This is a genomic window from Staphylococcus sp. MB377 (assembly GCF_001922505.1).
Lineage (GTDB): Bacteria > Bacillota > Bacilli > Staphylococcales > Staphylococcaceae > Staphylococcus > Staphylococcus haemolyticus.
This window is the reverse complement of sequence record NZ_MAON01000011.1, coordinates 456,809-482,702: the sequence shown is the minus strand read 5'-3', so window position 1 is coordinate 482,702 and position 25,894 is coordinate 456,809. Positions and strand designations below refer to the sequence as shown.

The following is a 25,894-nucleotide window of genomic DNA, read 5'->3' as shown; positions in this document are numbered from 1 at the left end:
CCGCCGCTAACGTCAAAGGAGCAAGCTCCTTATCTGTTCGCTCGACTTGCATGTATTAGGCACGCCGCCAGCGTTCATCCTGAGCCAGGATCAAACTCTCCATAAAAATTTATGATGTTTGATTAGCACATAATACTAAATAGTGTTTGTAACATTTAAGTTACTGTTTTTGGAATTAACGTTGACATATTGTCATTCAGTTTTCAATGTTCATTTTTATTACCACAATAATTAATTATACTTGTTATGAACTTTAAAGTCAACAACTTTTTTATTAATTTTTGAAGTGTTTTAATGTTCGTTGATTTTTTTTCGCTCAACAAATATATACTATACAGGCTTTCAGTCGTTTTAACAACGGTAAAAATTACACTAACAATAATTAAAAATCTATATAAAACCTTAATAAACGAACTAAATATATATTTAAATAAATTATTGTTCGTATTTAAAAAGAAACCGGAATGTAATACCCTATATTCAACATTTTATTCACTCAAATAACAAACTTTAAAAAATTTACGATTTTTTTAAGATAAATTAAAAATCGCTATTACAAATCGAAATATAACTTTAATAGCTATATTTACTGACAATTTGTAAATAGCGATCCTATTTTACATTTCTGTTCTTCCAGCTATTGCTTTAGATAAAGTAACTTCATCTGCATATTCTAAATCTCCACCTACTGAAAGTCCTTGAGCTAATCTAGTTACTTTAATTCCAATAGGTTTCACTAATCTAGATATATACATTGCTGTTGATTCACCTTCTAAATTAGGATTCATTGCCAATATTAATTCTTTAACCTCTTCATCTTTTAATCTATCTATTAAAGTTGGGATATTAATATCTTCAGGCCCAATGCCATCCATCGGGGAGATAGATCCATGCAATACATGATAGAGACCTTTGTATTCTCTCATCTTCTCCATTGCAATAACATCTTTATCATCTTCGACCACACATATAACTGAACGGTCACGTTGCTTATCTTCGCAAATATAGCAAGGGTCGTTTTCAGTTATATGTCCACATACACTACAATAGGTAAGCTCACGTTTAACATCTACCAATGCTTTAGCAAATTGGACTACATCGTCTTCTTTCATATCTAAAGTATGAAATGCCAGACGTTGAGCCGTCTTGGGACCAATGCCTGGCAGTTTCATGAAACTATCTATTAATTTAGATATCGGTTCTGGATAATGCATCTATAATTACATTCCCGGAATGTTTAAGCCTTGTGTATGCTTACCTAAACGTTCTTGAGTTAATTCGTCAGCTTTGTTCATCGCTTCATTTGTTGCTGCTAAAACTAAATCCTGTAGCATTTCAATATCATCTGGATCTACTGCTTCTTCTTTAATTTCAACATCTACAACTTCTTTATGACCAGTAACTGTAACTGCTACCATGCCACCACCAGATGTACCTACAATGCGTTCTTCTTTTAATTTTTCTTGTTCTTGAGCCATTTTCTTTTGCATTTTTTGCATTTGTTTCATCATTTGTTGCATGTTTCCGCCACCGCGCATAATATCATTTCCTCCTTGAATGTATCGACATTATCTTTTAATTTATATTTTATTATACATACGTTTATATTTATTGTCATGTATCTCTGTTTCATGACCCATTTCGACAATTCACTAACTAAAGTAAGTTCATTCTATTCATAAAATAAATTCTATTCTTCGTCTATTAAATGAACTGTTTCTTCTCCAAATAAATCACGTGCTTTCTGTGCTACATCAGTGTCTTGTTGCTCTTCTCTATCATCAGATGGCGTTTGATGTTCTTCTTTATCATACTGTTTTCTACTATTAATATATTCTGTTCGCACTCTCATCCATTGATCTGAAGGGACCCCAACTACTTCAACATTCTTATTGATGATATTTCTTACTACATTTTCAATGCTAGTTCTTTTCTCATCATCTCTATTCACAATTTCACAGTGAATTTCTTCATCAAATTGAATTAATACTCGTTTTTCACTAGCAGCTACAGGAATTGAGTTTTGTAATAAACTTACTAATGATTTTTTATCATTCTTTTTCGCATAATCTACTACTTCTAGCCAATGTTTCTTCAATAATTGAATATCTTCTTTATTTGCTTCATCTAATACCTTAGCAATATTTGTCATTGAAAATGTGCCTTTATTCTGACGTTTACCACGTGTGTTTGCTTGTGATGATTGTTGTTTAGAACTTGCTTGAGCAATACCTTGTGCTTTAAGTGTTTTCAGTTCATTTTCTAATTGTTCCATACGTTGCAATAACACTTCGTTATTAGGTAGTGATGCAACTTGAGTCGTTGCTACATTAGTAACGGTATCAGGTTGTGATTTCATCATTTCAGCAATTTTCACTAATAGCACTTCAAAGTGAACATTTTGATTCACACTAAATCGTATTGAAACTAATGTATCATTAATAATATCAATCATATGATAGAGCATGTCTAAATCAAAATTCATTAACGCATCAAATTCAGCGTGATTATTTACAGTTTTATTCATAATTGTATCGCGAACAAAATAAATCATGTCATTTATAAGACGGTTAACTTCTTTTCCTTCAGAAATAAATTGATGATAGCGTGTAAATGCATTTTTAACATTACCATCAACGACATCTTTAAATAATTCATTTAAAGCCGCTTCATCTACACTACCTGTTACGTCTAATGCGTCTTGTAGCGTAAGGTGCTCATCACCAAATGCGATAGCTTGGTCCATGATACTTAATGCATCTCGCATTCCACCTTCAGATGCTTTCGCAATAAACTCAAGTGCTTCATTATCATAATCTAACTGTTGTTCTTCAGCGACAAAGCGTAAACGATCAGTAATTTGTTCAGTACCAATCGCTTTAAAGTCAAAACGTTGTGCACGCGAAATAATTGTAGGCGGGATTTTGTGTGGTTCAGTTGTAGCAAGGATAAATATGGCATGTGCTGGTGGTTCTTCAAGCGTCTTTAATAACGCATTAAAAGCCCCAGTTGTTAGCATATGTACCTCGTCAATAATATACACTTTATATTTCGACTCACTAGGTGCATACTTCACTTTATCTCTAATATTTCGAATCTCATCTACACCATTATTACTCGCAGCATCAATTTCGATAACATCACCATTCGTACCTTGTGTAATGCCTTTACATATCGCACATTCATTACATGGTTCACCGTCTTGAGGATTTAAACAGTTTATCGCTTTAGCAAATACTTTAGCAATACTAGTTTTACCAGTCCCACGAGGTCCACTAAAGATATAGGCATGAGACTGTTTACCTTTGGAAATGGCGTTACGTAACGTCTTAGTTACATGTTCTTGACCCACAACATCTTGGAAACTTTGGGGTCTAAACATTCGATACAAAGCTTGATAATTCACATCCGCACCTCCGTTAACAATTACTCTACATTATATCACGCATTATCATCTAAGTTTCAATGAATTTATTAAGTCATATCAGCATCTTGCACAATTCCATGGGGGTATTCATCCAGTTGATCCCATAAGAATTTCACACGCAAAGCGGATGGATTGGTTTCTTTTGAAAAAATATTATGTTTGTCCGCCGGTTCATAACCTACTTCTTCGAAATATGCCGGGCAGCATCCCACAACAATAGTCGTATAATGTTGAGATTTAGCACGTTCTTCAACAGCTTGAACTAAAGCTTTACCTAATCCCTCATTACGATATGGTTTATCTACTATAAGAGAAGCTAATTCCAAAGCTTTGTACCGTTGATCATCCGCCTTTAGGTTAATTTCACTGAGCATGATGTGCCCTATAATATCGCCAGCTTCATTTTTTGCAATCACTTCAAGTTCATAATTATAGTTTAATGCTCTGCGTAATCTTGAAATGAGTTCTCTTTGCTTTTGACCAACACCTTGACCTTTGTCATCGTAACTTGATTCAATCTTATTTAATGTTTCAATATAATCCATTTCAGTTAATGTACTTAAGAACAGTCGCATAATGACACCCCTTTGATTAGTCCGAGCGGTCCCCTTTTATATTCGAACAAACCACTTTCCCATTTTATACTCATTCATACATATTCTATACAAAAAACGAGCCTGGGACAAAATCAATGTCTCAGGCTACAATTATATATTGGCAGTAGTTGACTAAATTAAAACTACACTTATAACAAGCATTTTTAATTTTAGTCAATCTTGCCAGGGCAGGACAATGAATTCATAAAAATTCCTGTCCTACTCCTCACTTAAATTTATATTTAAAATTTTATTTGTCTCGGTTAGTTTAAAATATTAAAAAACCGTGCACCTTCGAATCGAGTGTGTATCACAAACGTTACCGAAGTCGACAGCTAAATCTCGGCTACCCTACGGCACATATGAGGATCCACTTAATGCTGCTTCCGTCAGGACCTGACATGATTCATGGGTTCATATTGCATAGGACCGAAATCTTCAAACACTACGTGCTTCGGGCAGACTTCACAAAAACACACCCTCAACAAAGGAATTAAGTCTCGCATAAAGCGGATTTCGAGTACAGGGAACCGCTACCTCCCCACCTAGCACGGTAAGTTTTATAATACTATAAACTTTCTTCAGATTGCAAGCGTAAAGTTTCAATTAGTAATTCAATGAATCGAAACCAGTACAATTTCATCTTATAATTTGTGTCGTCTTGAAAATTCTTGGAATTTAAACTCTGTCGCTAAATGCTTCGACACATTGTATTGGAATGGCATCGTATTATTTAAATAAACGACACTTCTCACTGTTGCGGTATATGGCGGTTGTATTTTCCCAAAAACATCATATTCTCTTTCAGTAAAAGGCTCAAAGGTAATCGACTTACTTGAATAACTGATATCTAATCCTAATTGCGTTTCTAAGTAATGATATATAGAATCTTTTGCCACTGAATTCGAAATATCGGACACTATTGAAGTTAAAAAGTAATCTTCATCCAAAATTTTGACCTTTTGATTGACATTTCTCGTGCGTACTACATGGATTAGTACATCATCACTACTAATATTCAATTGCTTTTTAACATGAGGAACTGAGTTTGCTTTAACCAATTCGTTAATGAGCACTTCCGTTTCATGCTTGAGACCAAGTTCCTCTTGCACTTCTTTGAAGCTAATCAATTCTGAGAACGGAAACTCCGTGATACCTTGATCTATTACAATGGACCCCTTACCCCTAATTTTTTGAATCATGCCATCATTTGCTAATAAATCCAATGCTTTTCTAACAGTCTCACGCGACGCTCCATACAGCGTTAATAATTCATGTTCTGAAGGTAGTTGTTGTCCGTATGTGTATTCGCCCTCATGTATTCGTTGTTTAAGTTGTTCATATATTGTTATGAATTTTTGTGTTGCCATTTGTTTCTCCATTACATCAACCTATTTACTTTTTATTGAACATTAATCACTACTGCACCAAATGGAGATATTTCACCATTTTCTATTGTCCCGCTTTGAATTATCGTCGTCCCCTCACTATTAAGGTCTTCAGGTAATTTTATTGTTTCTTTTGAAAAGTTAGCAACGACTAGCCACGTTTGGTTGTCATAATTTCGACGATAAATGAATAACTGTGGATGTTCCATATACATCGGCTCGATATCACCATACGTGATGATATCGTGTTCATGACGTAATTTGATAAGTTCGCGATACGTGTGTAGTACAGAGGTAGTATCTTCGATTGCCGCTTCTACATTAATGTGTTCTGCATTGTTAGGAATATCAATCCATGGCGTACCTGAAGTGAAACCTGCTTGTTTCTCCGATGTCCATTGAATAGGTGTTCTAGAATTGTCACGTGATTTTTGACCTAAAATTGTTAGAACTTCACTTTCATCAATACCTTGTTGCACTAGATTATCGTAAGCATTACGCGACTCAACATCGCGATATTGCTGAATAGAATCAAAGTGTGGATCTGTCATGCCAATTTCTTCACCTTGATAGATATAAGGTGTTCCTTGCAACATGTGTAATGCGATTGCCAACATTTTAGCACTTGCTTGACGATTCTCTTCTGTAGAATCATCGCCAAAACGAGAAACAACGCGTGGCTGATCATGATTACACCAGAAAATCGCATTCCATCCTCCACCTTCAAATATTCCAATTTGCCAATCCATCAAAATTTCTTTTAATTTTAAAAAGTCTAATTTAGCGTTCGACCACTTTTCTCCATCGACATAATCTACTTTTAAATGATGGAAATTAAAGACACTACTTAACTCTTGTCGATCTGGTCTTGTATAATTGATACAGTTATCAATTGTTGTAGAGGACATTTCTCCTACCGTCATCATATCTTTATCACCAAATGTATGACGATTAAGTTCATGGAGATATTCATGTACACGTGGACCGTCAGTATAAAATTCTTTACCAATTTGTGGTGAATCTTTAAATTCACCTTTTGAAATAAGATTAATTACATCAAAGCGGAAACCATCTACACCAAATTGAATCCAATGATTAACAACCTCATATAAAGATTGTCTAACCTTTTCATTATCCCAATTTAAATCTGCTTGTGTAACATCAAATAAATGTAAATAATATTCATCCGTCTTCTCATCATATTGCCAAGCATTTCCACCAAACTTAGATTCCCAATTAGTTGGAGGGCCATCTTGAGAAGGCTTGAAGTAATAATAATCACGATAAGGGTTATCTTTAGAACTAATCGCTTCTTTAAACCATCGGTGTTCTGTAGACGTATGATTAATAACTATATCTAACATGACTTTCAAATCACGCTTATGCGCTTCGCTTATTAAAGTTTCAAGACCTTCCAATGTACCAAAGCGTTCATTTATTTTTAAATAATTACTAATATCGTACCCATTATCATTCATTGGGGATTCATAAACAGGAGTTAGCCAAATATAATCGACGCCTAAATATTGAATATAGTCCAACTTCTCAATAATGCCATTTATATCACCCTCACCATTACCTGTAGTGTCGTTAAATGATTTAGGATAAATTTGATAAACTACCGATTTCTTCCAATCTTTATGTGCCATAGATAGTCACCTTCCATTTAATTATAGTTTTATATGCATTAAAGACGCTCAAACACTTAACATGTGAAATTTGAACGTCTTCATTTGTATTAATTATTTCGCTACAGCTTCGTCTGGCGTTGCCACCATTTTTTTAGCTTTAATTGTTGTAAATCTTGCAAAGATGATTGTCAAAATAGCTGGTATCACCATGGCAAGTAATGTGACTGGTATATAAATGAACCAAAATTCACTGTGGATTGATATGAATGCTGGAACACCACCTACACCAACACTGCCTAACACCTTATTAGCGCCAATAATGGCACCTAAAACGCTTGATGTACAAATAGCAGCGAAGAAAGGTACTTTTAACGGTAAGTTTACACCAAACATTGCAGGCTCTGTAACACCTAAAAATGATGATACACTTGAAGTTAATGCTAAACCTTCTTCTTTTACCATTTTACGTCGTTTATAAATAAACCATGCTCCAAAAGCAGCCGAACCTTGGCAAATATTAGAAATCGCAACGATAGGCCATAAATATGTACCACCTAGTTTACTACCCATTAATTGGAAATCTACTGCTAAGAACATATGGTGTAATCCTGTAATAACAAGTGGTGCATAGAAGAAACCATAAAGTGCACCGCCTAACCAACCAGCGTGCTCAAAAACAAATTGTACTGCTCCAGTTATACCTGTACCTACTGCAAGTGCAATCGGACCAATAATAATAAATGCTAAGAAACCTGTTACGAGTAGCGCTACTGGTCCAACAACCAACATTTTAATAGAATCATGAACAACTTTATTTAATGCTTTTTCAATGAGTGATAAGACATAGGCCGCAATTAAAACAGGCAACACTTGACCTTGATAATTTAATTGCTTAATTTCTAAACCAAAAAGATTCCATGTCGGAATATGTCCTTTAGCAATATCGTATTGTGAAACTAATTGTGGATGCATCAAAATAAGCCCTAGTACCAATCCCAAAATAGGACTGCCACCAAACACTTTCATACTACTCCAACCAATTAAAGCTGGTAAGAAGATAAATGCTGTACTTGCAATTACGTTAATAATATTTGATATATCACCTAACTGTGGAAACTGTTCCACAAGTGGTTTAGGACCAAATAAGTCTTTCATGGTAAGTAAATTATTAATCCCCATTAAAAGACCCGCTGTAACTAATGCCGGTAAAATCGGTATAAAAATATCTCCCAATAATTTTATAAGTCGTTGTAACGGATTACCTTTCTTCGATGCAGCAGCTTTTGCATCATCTTTTGACGATTCTTCTACACCCGTTTCTTGAATAAATTGCTTATATACTTCGTCTACAGTACCAGGCCCAATAACAATTTGGTATTGGTTATCCGCTTTAAATTGGCCTTTGACAAGTGCGTTGTCGTCTATTGCATCTTTGTCGACTTTATTGTCATCTTTTAAAACTAAACGCAATCGAGTAACACAATGTGTTGCAGTGTCAATATTTTCTTTCCCACCAATTGCTTTAACGATGTCCTGCACGTCTTTTCTTTTTACAGCCACACCCTTCACTCCCTTGTTTATAATAACTCAAGTATAACTTGTCTAGACAAGTTTTGTAAAGGTTTTCATTATTGTGTGCTAGTTTGTGCATTAAATTTATCACTGACTTCGGAGGCAATAAAAAAGACAAGTACTCAATATGTTATAAATTGAGTACTTGTCTTTTTTATATTTATTAGTCTTGGATTTTAATTATAATGGCGGAGGAAGAGGGATTCGAACCCCCGCGGCCCGTTAAGGCCCTGTCGGTTTTCAAGACCGATCCCTTCAGCCGGACTTGGGTATTCCTCCAATGAACACAATAAATATCATATACCACGGTTCATCGGAAGTCAATTACTTTTAAGTTTAAAGTGTAAAAATATCCATTTTATTTTCATTACTATCTTATTTTTAAAGTAACTTACACGAATACCTTTTTTCCAAGAATTTATCGACAGATTGAGCAACAGCACGTCCTTCTTTAATCGCCCAAACTACAAGACTTTGACCTCTTCTCGCATCCCCAGCTGCAAATATTTTTTCTTTATTAGTGCGATAATCTTTATCGTTGGCGATGATTTTATTTTGTTGTGTAGCAATATCAAAAGATTTGGGTACTGTAGGTTCGGTACCTTCGAAGCCTATCGATAAAAGAACAAGATCTGCTGGCCAATGTCTTTCAGTACCATCTACGACAACCATTCCTTCTGGTGTTTCCTCTAAGATTTGTGTATATACACCACACACATTACCAATATAATCAACATCATATCGCATAGTTTGAACACCATAAGCGCGAGGCTCTCTACCGAAACGTGCTTCATATTCTTTATGAGCATAATCCATTTTGAAAACAGGTAATGCAAGTGGCCACGACGTATTACTTTCAAACGCAATTTCTTCAGGTGCTTTCATATATTTGTTAAATTGCACAATTGACTTACAATTTTCACGTAAGGCAGTAGCAACACAATCCGCGCCAGTATCACCAGCACCGATGATGATTACATTTTTTCCTTTAGCCGTAATAGTTGGTTCGTCAATTTCACCATTTAGTAATTGAGTCTGCTCGGTTAAATAATCCATAGCAAAGTGAATACCTTGACCCATACGTCCTTCTAATGGCAAGTCACGTGCTTTTTGAGCTCCTGTACATAAGATAATAGCGTCATATGTCTGTTCTAATTCTTCGCGTGAGATATCCACACCAATGTTGGTATTCGTTTTAAATGTAATACCTGCTTCTGTCATCAGTGTAATACGGCGACGTACAACATCCTTATCTAATTTCATATTGGGAATTCCATACATTAATAAACCACCCGCTTCTGCGGCTCTTTCAAACACCGTCACTTGATAACCCATGTAATTGAGCTCTTCAGCTGCAGAGAGGCCTGCAGGACCACTCCCAACAATCGCTACAGATTGTTCTAACCGTTGCTTAGGATATTTAGGTTTAACCCAACCGTTATCATATGCTTCATCAATAATTGTGCGTTCTATTCCTTTAATTGCGACTGATTCACGATTAATCATCATAACACAAGATTGTTCGCAAGGTGCAGGACAAACACGTCCTGTAAATTCAGGAAAATTATTTGTTTCACTTAAACGTTGATATGCAGCTTTGAAATCCTGACGATAAACCAAATCATTCCACTCAGGAATATAATTACCAATAGGGCAACCAATGGTTTCTCTACCGAAAGGAAGACCTGTTTGACAGAATGGTGTCCCACAATCCATACATCGCGCGCCTTGAACAGACGCCTCATCACGTGAAAAACGTTGTTGAAACGCATCATGATGTTTTAGGCGTTCAACTAAAGACAGTTCAGATAATGATTGCTTTTCATATTTCATAAATCCTTTAAACTCACCCATAACAAACCTCTCCTTTCTTTAGTAAATAACTGCTGGCTGTAATTCTTGTTCAATTGTCGTACGTTCATCATAGAATGCTGCCAGTTTAGCATCATCAAGTTGTGGCAAACGACGACTTTGTAATTCAATTTTTTGCATCATTAGTTCATAATCTTTTGGAATCACTTTAATAACTTTGTCTGCCACATGTTCAAAATCATTTAAAATTGCCGCTGCTTTTGTACTTTGGGTATAACGATAATGTTCCTCTAACATTGTTTTAAGTAACGCTTTCTCCTCTTTGTGTGTCACTCTCTCAAAAGCTAGGGTTGGTAATTGGTTTTTATGTTTGAATAATTCGAGATTACTTGGAAATACGTAACAAACGCCTCCGCTCATACCTTGACCAAAGTTCTTACCTACATCTCCTAAATTGACTACATGTCCTCCAGTCATATATTCCAAACCATGATCACCGATACCTTCTACTACTACATCAACACCACTGTTTCTAATACAAAAACGTTCGCCAGCACTACCATTAATAAAGGCTTTACCTTTTGAAGCACCATAGAAACATACATTCCCAGCAATAATTTCACGTTCGCGTTGTTTATTTGGTGCCTTAATCACAACAGTACCACCAGATAACCCTTTACCAACGTAATCATTTGCATCACCTGTATGTTGTACTAACAATCCTGATGGTGCGAATGCCGCTAAACTTTGTCCAGCATGACCATGTGTTTTAGCTACAATTGTCCCCTCTGGTAACCCTTTAATACCGTGACACTGAGTAATATAACTTCCTGTGATAACACCTACATCTCGTTGTTCATTATTAATCACATAATTCCCTTTAAATAATTTTCCATCCTCAATACTTTGTTTAGCATCTTTATATAGGTAATTTAAATCGAAACCTATATCTAAATGATGATTTTGATTAATTTCTTTTGAGTTAGGGCCATCAACTGAATCCAATAACTTATCAATGTCTAATGTTGCTGCTTTTGATTGTTCATCAATTCGACTTGAGCGTTGTAACAAGTCGGTACGTCCAACCAATTCTTCAACTGTTCGTAGTCCTAACGATGCTAAGACCTCTCTTAACTCTTCAGCAATAAAATGCATAAAGTTAACAACGTGGTCAGCCTTACCTCTAAACAACGCTCTTAAATCTTTGTTCTGAGTCGCGATACCTACTGGACATGTATCATTATGACAAACGCGCATCATGATGCACCCTAAAACAACTAATGGTGCAGTCGCGAATCCAAATTCTTCGGCACCTAGTGCACATGCTAATGCAACATCTCTACCTGTCATCAACTTACCATCTGTTTCTAAACGAACACGACTACGTAAATGATTTAATTTCAATGTTTGATGCGTTTCAGCTAAACCAAGTTCCCAAGGTAAACCGGCGTGTTGAATACTCGTCTTAGGAGATGCACCTGTACCACCATCATATCCACTCACGACGATTTTATCTGCAAATGCTTTAGCGACACCCGATGCAATGGTTCCGATACCTGTTTTCGAAACTAATTTAACTGCTACATCAGCGTTTCTGTTTGCATTCTTTAAGTCATGAATTAATTGTCCTAAGTCTTCAATTGAGTAAATATCGTGATGTGGTGGAGGTGAAATCAACCCTATACCTGGCGTTGAACCTCGTGTCTCAGCAATCCAAGGATATACTTTTGTGCCCGGTAACTGTCCTCCTTCTCCAGGCTTAGCACCTTGAGCAACTTTAATTTGTAACTCTTTTGCATGTTGCAAATAATTACTAGTCACACCAAAACGGCCAGAAGCGACTTGCTTGATAGCGCTTGATAACACACTACCGTCTTCTTGGATTTCATAGCGTTTAGGATTTTCTCCACCTTCACCACTATTACTTTTACCACCTAGTTTATTCATAGCTTGTGCTAATGTTTGATGCGCTTCTTCAGAAATAGAACCATAGCTCATTGCCCCCGTATTAAAACGTTTAACAATGGTCTCTACTGACTCAACCTCACTAATATGAATCGGCTGCTGTGCTTTAAATTCTAATAAATCACGTAGATGATCATTTCTCTGATCATGTACAGCATTAGAAAAAGATTTAAACTGTGTATAATCATTCTCACGACATGCATGTTGTAACAAATGAATTGTTGTAGGATTAAACACATGATGTTGACCTTGTTGTCGCCATTGGAAGACACTTCCTGAATCTAGGTACTCATTATGTCTTTGTTGACACATTTTATTTTCATTATCAATTTGTTGAATGCTTAGCCCTGATAACTTAGACTGTGTTCCAGTGAAATAGTCATCAATCACTTCTTGAGATAGACCAACCGCTTCAAAGATTTGAGCCCCTTGATAACTTTGAACAGTAGAGATACCCATCTTCGCCATCACTTTAATAACACCCTCTGATAACACACGTGTATAAGTTTCAACGTTGTCGGAAACGGCGCCTTCTAAACGATGTGTTTCAGTTAAATGTGCAATAGTATGCTGAGCTAGATATGGAATAACAGCATTTGCACCATAGCCTAATAAGCATGCTACATGATGAACTTCACGCGTTTCTCCAGATAGTGCCACTAAGCTAGTATCCATACGTAGACCTTCTCTGATTAATAACTGATGAATATGACTGATAGCTAATAGCATTGGCATAGCGTAGCGTTGTTCTTTCACTTTACTTTTATCATCATTATCAATAAGTTCACTATCATCAAGAACTAATATAGTATGACCATCTCGAGTAGCTTGTATCGCCGCTTCACCCAGTCTTTCCAATGCCTCTTTAAGGTTATCTTGATATAGTGTAGATAAGTGTTTCACGTTAAACTTACTCTGTTTAATCTTATCTAATTGCGTTAAAGTTAGGACGGGTTTTGCCAGTTGAATACGGTCTAATACTGTTTCATCAGGATGGAACAAATTACCTTCTCCACCTAAATAAGATAACTCACTTGTTACTATCTTTTCGCGATAAGCATCAATAGGTGGGTTAGTTACCTGTGCAAATAATTGTTTAAAGTAATTAAATAGGGACTCTGGTCTTTCATTTAATACCGCAAGTGGCGCATCGTAACCCATAGCACCAATTGGATCTTTCTTACCTATCACTAATTCAGACATATATTTATAGATATCTTCTTTCGTATATCCAAATTGACGCTGCAACTTAAATAATGTCTTATTGTTTAATAAAGGTTGATGATACGTTTGGGCTTCTAAGTTTAGGTCCACTTTGTGGCTTTCCAACCATTCTTTGTAAGGATATTGATTGGCAATTCGAACTTTTAATTCATTATTTTCAACCACTTTATGAGACTCAAAGTCTACAAGTAATAACTTCCCAGGATTGAGCTGTCCTTTATAAGCAACATTGTCTTCATGTACATCTACTACACCCACCTCTGATGAAAAAACAATAAAATTATCTTTTGTAATTGTGTAACGACCTGGTCGTAATCCATTTCGGTCAGTTAATGCACCAATTTTATCTCCATTACAGAATGAAATCATCGTTGGTCCATCCCATGGTTCCATTAAATAGCTATAAAACTCATAGAACGCACGAACATTGGCATCATTTTCTTTGTTGTATAACCATGGTTCAGGTATAAGCAACATCGCTGCTTCTTCGGGTTCCATCGCTAATGATAAAAATTCTAACGCATTATCTACAATCGCTGAATCACTACCATCTTCATCAACAATGTTTTGTATTTTAGTATGTTCTTCGCCAAATAATGTTTGAATTAATTGTCTTTGTCGTGCTCTCATCCAATTAACATTACCTTTAATCGTATTAATTTCACCATTGTGCATCAATAATCGGTTTGGATGCGCACGCTTCCAACTCGGGAACGTATTTGTACTAAACCTTGAATGAACAAGTCCTAGTTTAGATTGATAGTCTTCGTGATTTAAATCTAGATATAGTTTCTTAATTTGATCTGAGCATAACCAACCTTTATAAACAATTGTCTTATGCGATAAACTTGTGAAATAAAGCCCTAAATCTTGTCGTTCTGCATATTGCTCTATTTGCTTTCTCGCTATATACAATGGTTTAACCGGTGTTTCAATAGATCTAATATCAATAAACACTTGTTGAATGTGTGGCATCGTAGACGCCACATGAGGTGCCACTGCATTAACATCGACAGGCACATCACGATAGCCAATTACCTTTAAACCTTCACTTTGAAAGTAGTCATTGAATTGCGTTTCATGTTTCGTACCTTGAATCTTTTCATTAGAGAAAAAAAGACCTACCGCATAATCTCCCTCGTTAGGTAAGTCTAAATTGACATGAGCTTTAAAAAATTGAAATGGTATTTCGGTCATAATACCGGCACCATCACCTGTTATACCATCTGCGCCAACACCGCCACGATGATCAAGACGACGCAACATTTCAAGTGATTTTTCGATGATATCGTGTGACCTTAAATTATTCATGTTTGCGTAAAACCCAATACCGCATGCATCATGTTCCTCACGGTAATCGTATAATCCTCTTTTTAATTTTTCATCAAACATGATGCCCACTCCTTTTGAGAATTTTCAGAAAATTTACTGTTAATAATAATTAATATAATGTAAAATATTTATCTGAACAATATATTAATTAGATAACTTTATTCTAATAATTAGAATAATTAATACTAATAGGTAAATTTGAAAAGTTGGAAGGGGCATGTATATGGAAATTAAACAATTAAAATATTTTGTAGAAGTAGCACGTAGAGAACACATCTCTGAAGCAGCACTTGAGTTGAACATAGCCCAATCTGCAATAAGTCGGCAAATTACATTATTAGAACAGGAATTGCAAGTAACGTTATTCAATAGACAAGGGAGAAATATTCATTTAACCTCACATGGTAAAGCTTTACTCAATCAAGCTACGCAAATTTTAGAGCAATTAGATGAAACGGTAGCGTTATTTCAACAAACAAATCATAAAAATGCACGTGTTCTGAATATTGGTTTTGAGGAAAGCTATATTTCTCAAATGATTACTGCGATTATCCAAGCATTTGAACGACAATATGATAGCATCATCGTTCCTCATATTATGTCATCATCTGATATTTCCGAGGCACTTTATACTGGCAAAATAGATATTGGCCTAGTTGAAATTAACGCCGAACTTCAGAAGAATACTAATCTATCATTAAAACCATTATTTGAGGAAACATATCATATTTATGTACCTAAAGATGACGTCATTGCTTTATCGATCAATCCTCCGCTAACACAATTTGCCAAAACACAACTATTCACTTTAAAACCTTTGGCATCGACAATTGAAAGTCGTTTACAGCACACTTTAAAGCTGCCAGTTAATATAGTTGGTTCTAAATCTTTAGCGAATTATTTACTTAAACATCAACGTGGTTATGTTATCTTGCCAGATTATTTATCTTTAGAAAATGATAAAGATGAATTATGTGATATTTCGTTAGGCCATACAGAATTAAAGCGATCATTTTGCGCCATCTTTAAAAAGGATAATAAAAAAGTTGATATACTTAATTTATCGAATTTAATACATCAACTTTTAAGCAAAGTATCTACATACCACTAATGTTATAAAGAGGTATTCGATAATTAAATGGATACTATTTGAATAATAATGCTGAAGAGCGTATAATCACTCTGACTTAATTAAGAATAGAATTTGATTTATAAATGAGGGTTAAATTAGTGAATGCACAAAAACGCAACAATTCTAGTCATCGCGTGATGAATCGCATCATAGTTCTAATTGGTGTACTTATTATCGGTGCTTTTATCTTTACGTTTTTCAATGCTAGTTTCTACAATACACCTATCGGTAAAGTTACTCATGTAGAAACAAGTAACGCTCAAAAGATTGTTGATGAGCAACATAATACAGATTTTAAATACAAACAGCATTTAACAATAAAGATATTAAATGGAAAATTTAAAGGCGAATCAACTACGATAGACAATACATATGTTAAATCTCAAGCAGATTCAGAGCACTTTAGCAAAAATAACAAGGTGCTAATGCATATTCAAAATAGTCCTAAAGATGCAACTATCTTAGAGAAAAAACGCGATAGTTTAACTGTAGCAATCGCAGGTATATTCATTATGTCTCTCTTACTAGTAGGACGTAATGTAGGCTTACAATCTATTCTGTCACTCATCTTTAACACTAGTGCTATCTTGATAGCTATTGCAATTCATGATAAACATCCATCTACTAATCTATTCAATTTGATGAGTGTGGCGATCATTTTCTCCACCATTGTCACGTTATTACTCGTCACTGGTTGGCACATGCGCACTTGGATTACAACAGTCGGTACTTTACTAGGTACATTTTTATGTATTGGTATCACTCAAATTATTATTCAGTTAACCAATGGTGCTGGTATTAAATATGAAACAATGAGTTTTTTAACGCTGCCACCTAAAGATATATTTTTAGCTTCTGTACTTATAGGATCATTAGGTGCAGTGATGGATGTTGCTATTACAATATCAAGCGGTATGTATGAAATATTACAACGTACACCTAACATTTCTTTATCACGTTGGGCTTTAGCAGGTCGTAATATAGGACAAGATATCATGGGTACAATGACGAACATTTTACTTTTCTCTTACTTATCTGGAAGTCTACCGATGTTCTTAATCTATTTAAAAAATGCTAACACATTTACGTATACGATTTCGATGAACTGGTCTTTAGAAATTGTTCGTGCTTTAACTGGTGGTATTGGTATCGTTCTAACGATTCCAATTACAATTAGTTTGATGGTTATATGGATGAAATGGAAGGATGTGACAAGATGAATGCAGTCGTCCTACTAGCACTAATTTTATTAATTTTAATGCTCATTTTTGGCGGTAAAAAAGGCTTAATCTCATACTTAACATTATTCTTAAATTTTATTATCCTGCTAATTAGTATTGTGTTCATCTTATTTGGAACACCTATATACCTAGTTTCACTAGTTTTTTGCATTGTCATTGCCGCATGTAACTTATTTATTTTAAATAGTTATAACATTAAGACCAAAGCAGCTTTTATTGCTACAATAATTACTACCATTCTCTTAATAGTCGGTATTTATCTATCAATAAGTATCGGTCACTTACAAGGCTTTACAACAGAACAACAAGACGAAACATATATTTTTTCAATGAATATCGGTATTGATATGGTTCAATTCTCAGTATTTACAGTCATTTTAGCAGTAATTGCAGCGGTCATCGACTTAACCATAACTATAAGTTCTCCAATGTATGAACTTAATGAAACCAACCCCACCCTTTCACGTAAGGCATTGTTCCAATCAGGCATGCGTGTAGGTAGAGAAATTCTAGCAACTTCTGCCAATACGATATATTTAGCTTATTTTGGTGGTCAATTGACATTATTCTTTTGGTTTTTCCAATTACATTATTCTTTCGGACATATCATTAACTCAAAAATATTTGCTCAAGAATTTATTTCTATCTTACTAGGTGGAATTGCCGTAGCGCTTAGTATCCCGATTACGGCATGGATTACAGCTTTATTAATTAAACACCCTAAATTTAATCAAAAGCATTCTGAAATTTCTTCGCAATCTACGGATCAAAATTTTAAAAATTAACTTATAAAAATATAATAGGTGGGACACAGTTCTCTCAAAAATAGCCAGTAAATGAGTCTTGATAAATTCATTCACTGGCTTGTTTATTTATAAGCATCTATATTTTAAAATTCATAACGTAAACTGGTCGCCCTTCTAAAATTGCATCTCCAGTAATAGAATATTGGGCTTGTTTATATAATCCGATGGCTTTGTCGTTGTCAGTATTCACAGTTAATATTATTTCATTAATGTAAGGAAATGTTGACTTTATATAGCTTGGTAGTTGTTGAATCACTGCTTTTCCAAGACCTTGGCCACGATATCGTGCATCCACACTAAATGAACGGAAAAATATAGCTTTATTATTGTCACTATATGATTTAACACCCTGACCTTCATGTAAAGTAAAGAATCCTACACATTGATTATCCCTCATAACAAGAGTCGGGTGACGCTCGTCGTCTCCTTTAGCTAAATCAATATTATGGATAGGTGTCCGAGTGAATTTTCTATCTTCTGGTAATATTTCAAATACATCTAATAACGGGTAATCTTGAATTGAATATGGTCGAATTTCCATGATGCCCCTACTTTCTCTCTGAAAATGTTTCAATCCACTTTATAACAGCGGGTGCTATTAACATTGTTTCAGATTTATCGAACCAACGTATATCAGTAATTTCATTGTCAATTTCAACGTTATTCCAGTCAATTTCTTGTTGAAGTTTAAATCCATTTAGTTCTGTTAGCATGTTCGTTTGCGGGTATGCATCTCCTATGACCGTTCCAATATATGTGAAATCCTCTTGTGGAAACTCTAATTGTAGTTCCTCTTTTACTTCCCTTTGTATCGCTTCTAATTGCGTTTCACCTTCATCAATTTTACCACCCGGGAAATAATACTTCTCTCTATTTCTTACTTGTACTAATAAGATTTGGTTCTCTGTTTCCTCCACTAAACAAACACACTTTATCATATAATCACACCTTTTTAACGAAATGTTTTGTACTTCAAAAATATATGTTATTTTAGTATGATATTAACATATAATAATATACTAAATGATTATTTGATGACATTTAGATATTTCGGAGGGTATTATTCATGGCAAAAAAATCAAAATTAACGCGCGTTTCAAATTTAGTTAGTACAGCAGGCTTTATCGTAGATGGTTATAACGGTATTAAATTCGACGCGAAAAATAAAAATCTAGTTTATTTATCTTTAGGCCTAAGCACTGTAGGCACACTCTTAGATTTCGTAGTATCAATGAAATCTCCTTACAAATTCCGTAAGCTAACGTCATTCGTATCATTCATTATTAATGTTACACGTTTAGCTTCAAGCTTTAGAAAAGTTAAAGAAGACTATAATTTCCAATAAGATAAAAAAGCTAATCAAAAGAAGTAAAGTATACTTCCTTTTGATTAGCTTTTTTTGATAAATTAATGAATAAATTTATAATTGCGTACTTGATAAGCAGGGATTGTACGATATGTTAAAATACCTGGACTCGCACTAAAGTTCATTTCTGAAACTAAAATACTACCATTGCTATTAACACGTTCTACAAATGCTACATGACCATAATAACCGGCATCTGATTGTGCAATTGAACCTACTGTTGGGTTACCATCAATACGATACCCATCTCTAGCTGCAGCATTATCCCAGTTATTAGCATTCCACCAATAAGTACTAATACCTTTTCCAATAGCAGCACGACGATTAAACACATGCCATGTACATTGTCCCCAATCATATAAATTTCTATGATTAAATACTGGTGATGAATAATACGTTGATTGTGCTGAACGCGTTGAGTAAGTGTTTGAAGAAGCTGAACCACTAATTCTTAATTTTTGACCAGGATAAATAAAGAAATTATTTAATCCATTTAATCTCATAATATGTTGATATGTTGTACCATATCGGCTAGCAATAGATGATAGTGAATCCCCATAACGTACTGTATAAGTACTTGATGTACCACCACTATTTGAATTATAACTTGAGTGTGAATTTGAACTTACAGACCCAGATACTTTTAATTGTTGACCAGGGAAAATTAAAAAGCTATTTAATCCATTTAAATTCATAATATGACGATATGTTGTACCATATCGACTAGCGATAGATGATAAACTATCCCCTGCTCTAACAGTATATGTACTACTTGAATTACCGTAATTTGAACGACTTGAATAATTAGAAGATCCCGAAACTTTTAATACTTGGTTTGGAAAAATAAGATTTGATGATAAGCCATTTAATGATTTTAATTTAGATACAGTGATACCATAATGGTGTGAAATAGACCATAAAGATTCACCACTTCGAACTGTGTGCGTTGTTGATGCTTCAGCTTGATGAGCAAATAATGTACTAAGTGCTCCTGTCCCTAATACTGCTGTTGCTAGAATTTTTTTATTCATACAAAGCGCCTCCTTAATCTTATGCTTGTTCACTGGGTTACTTACCACTTACTTCTAGTTGTACCAGACACTTATCTGTATTAAATCTTTATTACATACTTCTTTCTTTTATCCGTTCAAGTAGTGTACTTATACTAAATTAATACAATTCGACATGATATTCCATTTCAATTTGATTACATATCTATGAATTTTTTGTACACTACTTTTGAATTTTAAATAATATGCATAGAAATATAATTTACTTTTCATAAGTGTATAACACATTCTCAACTATTGAGATTTAACTTTTATTTAAAATTAAGAGGGTGGAACAAAATTGATTGTCCCACCCCTATATGGTTGATTCTAACTGAGAAAAGATACCTTCTATCCTCAGTCAGTTAATTCTAACTATAATGTAGAATTAAAATATTATTTTGTCTTAACTCATTTGATTTAGTTCAAAGTATCAATGGCTTGTTTTAAGTCTTCAACTAAATCATCTGTATCTTCAATACCGATTGATAAACGTACGAGTCCATCAGTGATACCTTCTTTAGCACGGACATCAGCAGGGATAGATGCATGTGTCATTAAAGCAGGTACTGAAATTAAACTTTCAACTGCACCTAAACTTTCAGCTAATGTGAAGTAGTTTGTTTTACGAATAAGTTGCTTTGCTGCTTCAGTATCTTTTACTTCAAAAGCAACTACGCCTGTATGACCACTTGCTTGAGCGGCATGAATATCATGGTTTAAATGGTCTTTAATACTTGGATGGAATACTTGTTGAACTGATGGATGATTTTGTAACATTTCAACAATAGCTTCAACATTACGATTAATTTGTTCCATACGTAATCCTAATGTTTTAATACCACGAACTAATAAATAACTATCTTGTGGTCCAAGAACACCACCTGTTGAATTTGAAATAAAGGCTAAACGTTCTCCTAACTCGTCATCTGCAGTTGCAACCAAACCAGCTACAACATCACTATGACCACCAATATATTTAGTAGCTGAATGTAAAACAATATCAATACTGAAGTCTAATGGATTTTGATAGTAAGGTGTCATAAATGTATTATCTACTACTGAAATTAAATTATTTTCTTTTGCAATTTCTGCTGTACGTTTAATATCTGTTACACGTAATAATGGATTTGATGGTGTTTCTACATATAACATTTTAGTTTCTGGTTTAATATAGTCTTTGACATTTTCAATATGAGTTGTATCTACGAAATCAACATCGATGCCATAACGTGTAAATACTTTAGTTAATGCACGATAAGTTCCACCATACACATCAGAATTTAAAATAAGATGATCACCTTTATCTAACAACATGATGACCGCACTGATAGCCGCCATACCTGAACCAAAAGCAAAACCATGTTTACCATTTTCTAAATTAGCAATAACACTTTCAATCGCTGTACGTGTTGGGTTAGCTGTACGGGAGTACTCGTATCCTTGTCTTAAGTCACCAATCTCGTCTTGTAAATACGTACTTGTTTGGTAAATAGGTGTCGTAACTGCACCTGTAAAGTCATCTGTTGTATGTCCACCATGAATCATTTGTGTTTTTTTCTTCATCATTATTCTCCTTTGTATTCAAATATTTTTTTCGACATATAACGATCGCTTCCATCTGGAAAAATGGTTACAATAACGCCCTTATCGATTTGATTTTTAATGTCTAAAGCACCTTGTAAAGCAGCGCCTGATGAGCTACCTACTAATAATCCTTCTTGCTGTGCTAAACGTTTAACATTGTCAAAGCCATCTTTATCACTTACTGTAATAATTTGATCTACTAAACTTCGCTCCAAAAAGATGGGCCATTTTTCTGAACCAATACCTTCAATATCATGTGAATGTGCTTCGCCACCATTTAATATTGAGCCTTCTGGTTCAACAATCACATTCTTTACACTATATTGTTTAAGATGTTGTGCAACGCCTGTAAACGTACCTCCTGAACCCACGCCTGCAACAAAGTAGTCTATGTTTGGCAAAGTATCAGTCAGTTGTTTACCTAACGTATGCGTATATGCCGCTGGATTATGTTCCGTTTCAAATTGGTTCATATATATCGCCCCAAATTCTTGGGCGTAGCTTCTTGCTTTAGTTTGTGCACCAATCATGCCTTCATCTTTAGGCGTACGTTTAATATCTGCGCCTAATGCACGCATAATTGATATTTTTTCTTCAGAAAAGCCCTCTGGCGCAAAAATAACACATTTTAAATGATACCGATTGGCAGCAATTACAAGTCCTATTCCAGTATTTCCTGCTGTAGCTTCAACAATCGTACCCCCCGAAGAAACTCGACCTTCTTTTATGGCTGTTTCAACAAGGTATTTACCTAGTCTATCTTTCACACTACCACCTGGATTGAATTGCTCTAATTTAGCATAAATCTGAACGTTCTCATCGCTAAAACTTTCCAGTAATACGAGTGGTGTTTGTCCTATTAAGTCAAATGCAATCATATTAATTATCTAAAGCGCTCTTACTCGCTTTGACTCAACCTACCTTCTGTTTATAGTATTCATCAACCCCAAATTTTGTTTGTAATCCTTACTCAATCACTATGAATTATACGATAATCTTTAGATTTATGCAAAACTGCAAATTTTAAACTTTTTTATGTAATGATACATGTATCTAAGAACTCAATAACTATCGTTCAACTTAATACTCGTGTTACGATAATATCGATGCAAACGCAATAATTGATTATACGTATTAATAATACTTAAAGGAGAATCGTAATGACATCAAAAGCCGATTTATCTCTATCTGTGTTTACTAATGAACACTATAAAAGTAAAAAATATACCAATAGTACCTTTAGAAACGCTATGTACGACGATTTAGAAATTAATAAGAGTTATTTTAAAAACTGCGACTTTTCTGAGGGCATATTTAAAAATGTTCATACCGTGTCTAACACTAAATTAATTAATTGTGACTTTAGCAGTAGTATTTTTGTAAACATTAATTTCTTTAAAACTCTAATGAGTAAAGTAAACTACAGTGTAACTACATTCGATGATAGTCAATTCAACACACTAACTATAGAACAGACTTCCTTCAAAGACTGTAGCTTACGCAACGTCACTTTCAACGATGTTGTTTTAAAGAAAGTCGTGTTTGAAAATGTCGCATTAGATTTATGTAACCTAGACAATGTTAAAATTAAAGATTGTGTTTTTAAAAATGTTTCAATCAACAATTCAGCAATTTCTGAGAAAGTGATGAAAGAATTACGCAAACAAGACGTTCGTTTTGAAAACATGTAATCCTACTGTTTCCCATTTATATCATTTCTAACTTATCCCTTTTTAATATCAAAACTGATATGTTTTAGATGTAGTGTTAAAAGGAATAAAGTATCAAAGTATCTTAAGGGGGGAATGATTGATGTCTACACATGAAAATGATCACTATGAAGCGTTTGAATCGAGTCAACTTAACCGTGAAGATTTAATGGATTTAAGCGAGTTAAGACAACAAGTTGACGCATTTAAAACAAATAATAGTGATTCAGAATTAAAAGAACATATTGCTTCAGAATTAATTAAGTGGAAAGAGTATGTACGAGATCAATATAGACCAGAAGATCCAGCTGAGCAGTCAAGATTGTCTAATATTGCTGATAAAGTTCAGGGTGATATAGACTCAGCTTTTGAATATAATGATGGCTCAAAAATATTTGCTTTTTTAGAGGCTTCTTATCAAAGAAGTAAGGAAGATTTAGTGTACGGTCGTACGTTAATCCTTTTTTCTGAAAAAGATACAATAAAAAGAGCACTTTCATTCTTTGACTCTGATGAGGAAAACCATAAACTTGCTGACTTTATTGTTTCTAAAAATATTGAAATTGGTAAAGAAATCATGTCTGAAGATTATTTAGAGTTATTAGAAATTGAACGAGATTATATAAATGCTCGTTTCAAGTAGTAAAAAAGGTTAGCCACATATGTGTGACTAACCTTTTTATATTGTATAATCTTTAGAATAATTGAACGATGAACACGAGTATAATAACGACTGGCATGACGAATTTCATTAAAAAATACCATGGCGCAAAGAATTTAAACTTGTCGCGACCGAAACTTTCTTTTAAAGCTTCTTTATCTAATAATTGCCCTACTACTAATGTTGTCCCAAGTGCGCCTAAAGGCATTAAAATATTTGAAACTATGAAATCCATATTATCAAAAATAGTTCCTGCACCAAATTTAACAGCACTTAAACTACTAAATGATAGCGTAGCTGGAATACTAATAATTAATACCAATATACTTGCGATAAATGCTATAGATTTACGCTTAGAATTATCATTTTTAGTGAAATTAGATACGTTTAATTCTAATAGCGAAATAGACGAAGTTAATGCAGCAAATAAGAATAGGATTAAGAATATGAAATAAAACATAACACCAAAGCCCATTTGACTAAATACTAACGGTAAAACTTTAAATAATAGCCCTGGCCCCTCCTGAGGTTCGTATCCAAAAGTTTTTAAAGCTGGGAATATGGCTAAACCAGCTAATACAGATACTAAAATATTCATGATTACTATTGAAATTGCTGATGACTTTATTGTCATTTCTTTTGGCGCATAACTTGCATAAGTAATCATCCCAGTTGTTCCCAATGATAACGTAAAGAATGACTGACCCAACGCAAATAGAATCCCTTCCATTGAAATATCTTCTAGACGTGGCTGTAGAATATAACGCACGCCGTCTATCGCGCCGTCTAAAGTTAAAGATTTGAGTACCACGATAATTAAAAAGATAAATAATAGTGGCATCATTACTTTAGATGCTTTTTCTAACCCTTTTTCAACGCCTAACATGACGATAATCATTGTTAAAAAGATAAAAATCCCCTGACCAAGAACCGTTAGCCACGGATTACTAATAATTGCTTCAAAATTAATGTTTGTTAGTGTCGTTTTCTCAATGGATAACATTTGTAAAATGACATTACCGATATATATAATGATCCATCCACCAATAACACTATAAAATCCAAATAATATAAATACTGCTAAATTACCATTCCATCCAATAATATTTAGCCATTTCTTACCAGTTAACTTACTATATATTTGAGTAGTGTAAGTACGTCCCATCTTACCTACTGTAAATTCCATAATTAATAGCGGTAACCCTACAAATATAGTAAATATTAAGAATAAAAGTAAAAAAGCCCCACCACCATAAACGCCTGCCATATACGGAAACTTCCACATTGCTCCTAGTCCTATTGCCGATCCCGCACTGGCTAAAATAAATCCGGTTGATGTCTTCCATTGTGACTCTTTGCTCAATTCATCCACTCCCTTTAACGCGTTAAAGCGTTT

General features: G+C 34.4%; 21 protein-coding genes, 1 tRNA gene, 1 rRNA gene and 1 other RNA gene. 6 read left to right on the top strand and 18 right to left on the bottom strand.

What is annotated here, in order from left to right; genetic code table 11:
* The 12 genes from BB045_RS04375 to gltB all read right to left on the bottom strand — a co-directional run.
* Positions 1-106: ribosomal RNA gene (locus tag BB045_RS04375) — 16S ribosomal RNA — on the bottom strand; the annotation flags it as partial.
* Between the two features lie 511 nt (positions 107-617).
* Positions 618-1,214 (bottom strand): recombination mediator RecR, encoded by a 597-nt coding sequence (gene recR / locus BB045_RS04370; RefSeq protein WP_011276782.1) that lies wholly within the window; start codon positions 1,212-1,214, stop codon positions 618-620.
* 6 nt (positions 1,215-1,220) lie between these two features.
* Complete coding sequence (locus tag BB045_RS04365; RefSeq protein ID WP_075140534.1) at positions 1,221-1,538, bottom strand: YbaB/EbfC family nucleoid-associated protein; 318 nt, start codon at positions 1,536-1,538, stop codon at positions 1,221-1,223.
* 152 nt (positions 1,539-1,690) lie between these two features.
* A complete protein-coding gene (gene dnaX, locus BB045_RS04360) occupies positions 1,691-3,406 on the bottom strand; it encodes a DNA polymerase III subunit gamma/tau (RefSeq protein WP_075140533.1) in 1,716 nt (571 codons plus the stop codon).
* Between the two features lie 68 nt (positions 3,407-3,474).
* Positions 3,475-4,002 carry a GNAT family N-acetyltransferase gene (locus BB045_RS04355; protein ID WP_070442177.1) on the bottom strand — a complete coding sequence of 176 codons (528 nt, stop codon included), beginning with the start codon at positions 4,000-4,002 and terminating at the stop codon, positions 3,475-3,477.
* A gap of 305 nt (positions 4,003-4,307) precedes the next feature.
* Positions 4,308-4,577, bottom strand: an RNA gene (gene ffs, locus BB045_RS04350) — signal recognition particle sRNA large type.
* A 90-nt stretch (positions 4,578-4,667) separates the two neighbouring features.
* Positions 4,668-5,393 (bottom strand): trehalose operon repressor, encoded by a 726-nt coding sequence (treR, locus tag BB045_RS04345; protein ID WP_075140532.1) that lies wholly within the window; start codon positions 5,391-5,393, stop codon positions 4,668-4,670.
* Positions 5,394-5,425: 32 nt separating this feature from the next.
* Complete coding sequence (treC, locus tag BB045_RS04340; protein ID WP_075140531.1) at positions 5,426-7,060, bottom strand: alpha,alpha-phosphotrehalase; 1,635 nt, start codon at positions 7,058-7,060, stop codon at positions 5,426-5,428.
* Positions 7,061-7,153: 93 nt separating this feature from the next.
* Positions 7,154-8,602, bottom strand: a complete 1,449-nt coding sequence (treP, locus tag BB045_RS04335; protein WP_075140530.1) for a PTS system trehalose-specific EIIBC component — start codon at positions 8,600-8,602, stop codon at positions 7,154-7,156.
* A gap of 198 nt (positions 8,603-8,800) precedes the next feature.
* Positions 8,801-8,893 (bottom strand) — tRNA-Ser (locus BB045_RS04330).
* A gap of 102 nt (positions 8,894-8,995) precedes the next feature.
* The gene (locus BB045_RS04325; RefSeq protein ID WP_075140529.1) at positions 8,996-10,468 is read right to left on the bottom strand and encodes a glutamate synthase subunit beta; all 1,473 of its coding nucleotides are present in this window, start codon (positions 10,466-10,468) and stop codon (positions 8,996-8,998) included.
* A gap of 18 nt (positions 10,469-10,486) precedes the next feature.
* Positions 10,487-15,007: a glutamate synthase large subunit gene (gltB, locus tag BB045_RS04320; RefSeq protein WP_075140528.1), complete on the bottom strand. Its 4,521-nt coding sequence runs from the start codon at positions 15,005-15,007 to the stop codon at positions 10,487-10,489.
* 163 nt (positions 15,008-15,170) lie between these two features.
* Here gltB and gltC point away from each other — a divergent pair, with 163 nt between their 5' ends.
* The 3 genes from gltC to BB045_RS04305 all read left to right on the top strand — a co-directional run bounded on the left by gltC (position 15,171) and on the right by BB045_RS04305 (position 18,105).
* A complete protein-coding gene (gltC, locus tag BB045_RS04315) occupies positions 15,171-16,058 on the top strand; it encodes a glutamate biosynthesis transcriptional regulator GltC (RefSeq protein WP_075140527.1) in 888 nt (295 codons plus the stop codon).
* 158 nt (positions 16,059-16,216) lie between these two features.
* Positions 16,217-17,299 (top strand): YibE/F family protein, encoded by a 1,083-nt coding sequence (locus tag BB045_RS04310; RefSeq protein ID WP_075140542.1) that lies wholly within the window; start codon positions 16,217-16,219, stop codon positions 17,297-17,299.
* Positions 17,296-18,105 (top strand): YibE/F family protein, encoded by an 810-nt coding sequence (locus tag BB045_RS04305; RefSeq protein ID WP_070839689.1) that lies wholly within the window; start codon positions 17,296-17,298, stop codon positions 18,103-18,105. The genes BB045_RS04310 and BB045_RS04305 overlap by 4 nt, the downstream gene beginning before the upstream one ends.
* A gap of 97 nt (positions 18,106-18,202) precedes the next feature.
* Here BB045_RS04305 and BB045_RS04300 read toward each other — a convergent pair whose 3' ends face one another.
* Both BB045_RS04300 and BB045_RS04295 read right to left on the bottom strand, forming a co-directional pair.
* Positions 18,203-18,667, bottom strand: coding sequence for a GNAT family N-acetyltransferase (locus BB045_RS04300; RefSeq protein ID WP_070442194.1), 465 nt, complete (start codon positions 18,665-18,667; stop codon positions 18,203-18,205).
* Between the two features lie 7 nt (positions 18,668-18,674).
* The gene (locus tag BB045_RS04295) at positions 18,675-19,064 is read right to left on the bottom strand and encodes an NUDIX hydrolase (RefSeq protein WP_037552586.1); all 390 of its coding nucleotides are present in this window, start codon (positions 19,062-19,064) and stop codon (positions 18,675-18,677) included.
* A gap of 128 nt (positions 19,065-19,192) precedes the next feature.
* Here BB045_RS04295 and BB045_RS04290 point away from each other — a divergent pair, with 128 nt between their 5' ends.
* The gene (locus tag BB045_RS04290) at positions 19,193-19,471 is read left to right on the top strand and encodes a hypothetical protein (protein ID WP_011276795.1); all 279 of its coding nucleotides are present in this window, start codon (positions 19,193-19,195) and stop codon (positions 19,469-19,471) included.
* A 62-nt stretch (positions 19,472-19,533) separates the two neighbouring features.
* Here the strand turns inward: BB045_RS04290 and BB045_RS04285 are convergent, their stop codons facing one another.
* The 3 genes from BB045_RS04285 to BB045_RS04275 form a co-directional block, all read right to left on the bottom strand.
* Entirely contained in the window at positions 19,534-20,523 is a 990-nt protein-coding gene (locus BB045_RS04285; protein ID WP_075140526.1) for a LysM peptidoglycan-binding domain-containing protein, read from the bottom strand.
* 438 nt (positions 20,524-20,961) lie between these two features.
* The gene (locus BB045_RS04280; RefSeq protein ID WP_075140525.1) at positions 20,962-22,107 is read right to left on the bottom strand and encodes a bifunctional cystathionine gamma-lyase/homocysteine desulfhydrase; all 1,146 of its coding nucleotides are present in this window, start codon (positions 22,105-22,107) and stop codon (positions 20,962-20,964) included.
* A 2-nt stretch (positions 22,108-22,109) separates the two neighbouring features.
* Positions 22,110-23,006 carry a PLP-dependent cysteine synthase family protein gene (locus tag BB045_RS04275; RefSeq protein ID WP_037552593.1) on the bottom strand — a complete coding sequence of 299 codons (897 nt, stop codon included), beginning with the start codon at positions 23,004-23,006 and terminating at the stop codon, positions 22,110-22,112.
* Between the two features lie 282 nt (positions 23,007-23,288).
* Between BB045_RS04275 and BB045_RS04270 the strand changes: the two genes are divergently transcribed.
* Complete coding sequence (locus BB045_RS04270; protein WP_037551702.1) at positions 23,289-23,819, top strand: pentapeptide repeat-containing protein; 531 nt, start codon at positions 23,289-23,291, stop codon at positions 23,817-23,819.
* A gap of 121 nt (positions 23,820-23,940) precedes the next feature.
* Positions 23,941-24,480: a hypothetical protein gene (locus tag BB045_RS04265; protein WP_075140524.1), complete on the top strand. Its 540-nt coding sequence runs from the start codon at positions 23,941-23,943 to the stop codon at positions 24,478-24,480.
* A 52-nt stretch (positions 24,481-24,532) separates the two neighbouring features.
* On the opposite strand, the gene BB045_RS04260 is transcribed toward BB045_RS04265, so the two are convergent.
* The gene (locus BB045_RS04260) at positions 24,533-25,861 is read right to left on the bottom strand and encodes a sodium-dependent transporter (RefSeq protein WP_075140523.1); all 1,329 of its coding nucleotides are present in this window, start codon (positions 25,859-25,861) and stop codon (positions 24,533-24,535) included.
* Positions 25,862-25,894 lie beyond the last annotated feature (33 nt).